The organism is Synechococcus sp. LTW-G (genome assembly GCF_054459035.1).
This window is the reverse complement of sequence record NZ_JBTKYW010000021.1, coordinates 1-1002: the sequence shown is the minus strand read 5'-3', so window position 1 is coordinate 1002 and position 1002 is coordinate 1. Positions and strand designations below refer to the sequence as shown.

General features: G+C 63.5%; 1 protein-coding gene. It reads left to right on the top strand.

The window, feature by feature from the left end:
• Positions 1–999, top strand: a 999-nt coding sequence (locus ACXIQ9_RS12595) for an ISL3 family transposase (RefSeq protein ID WP_459016858.1), incomplete at its 5' end; no start/stop codon positions are given.
• Positions 1000–1002 lie beyond the last annotated feature (3 nt).

Here is a 1002-nt window from a genome sequence, read left to right as displayed (position 1 = left end):
TGGTTGGAGGTGCCGGTGCGACGGGTGCGCTGCCCCCGCTGCGGTGTCGGGCGTGAGGCGCTGTCCTGGTTGGCCCCGCGAGCTCGGCTGACCCACCGACTGCGCCAGCACGTCGAGGTTCTGTTAAGCCTCCTGCCGCTCAAGCAAATCGCCGGCCTGACCGGGCTGCACTGGCACACCCTTAAGACCATCGACAAGGCCCGGCTGGCCCGGGACCTGCCCGAGCCGGACCTCAGTCTGGTCCGCTATCTGGTGATGGACGAGTTCGCCCTGTTCAAGGGCCACCGCTACGCCAGTGTGGTGATCGATGCCGAGACCCGGCAGGTGCTGTGGGTGGGCGAAGGTCGATCCCGCGAGGCGGTCCGGCCCTGCTTCGAGTGGCTGGGGCCTCATTGCGAGCACATTGAGGCGGTGGCCATGGATATGAACACCGCTATGGACCTGGAGGTACAGGCCTGGTGCCCCAAGGCACGGGTGGTCTACGACCTGTTCCATGTGATCGCCAAGTTCGGCCGTGAGGTGATCGACCGGGTTCGGGTGGATCAGGCCAACCAACTGCGCCAGGACAAGCCCGCACGACGGGCCGTGAAGCGATCACGGTGGTTGCTGCTGCGCAATGCTGAGAACCTGAAGGCCGATCAGGCAGACGAGCTGAGGACGTTACTGGATCTGAATCAGCCGTTGATGGTGGTGTATCTGATGAAGAGCCAGCTCAAGGAGCTCTGGTACGCCCGCACCGAGCGGGCCGCCCGGTGGCGTTGGACACGATGGTTCAACATGGCTCAGGCGAGTGGCCTGGCGCCGTTGATCCGCTTCGCTCGGCGTCTGAAGCCCTATGCCGAGGGCATCATCGCCAGCGCCACCTATCGGCTTAACACCAGCGTGCTGGAGGGCATGAACAACCGCATCAAGGTCATCAAACGCATTGCCTATGGCTACCGGGACAGCGACTACTTCTTTTTGAAGATCAAAGCCGCCTTTCCCGGTAAACCGCGATGAACC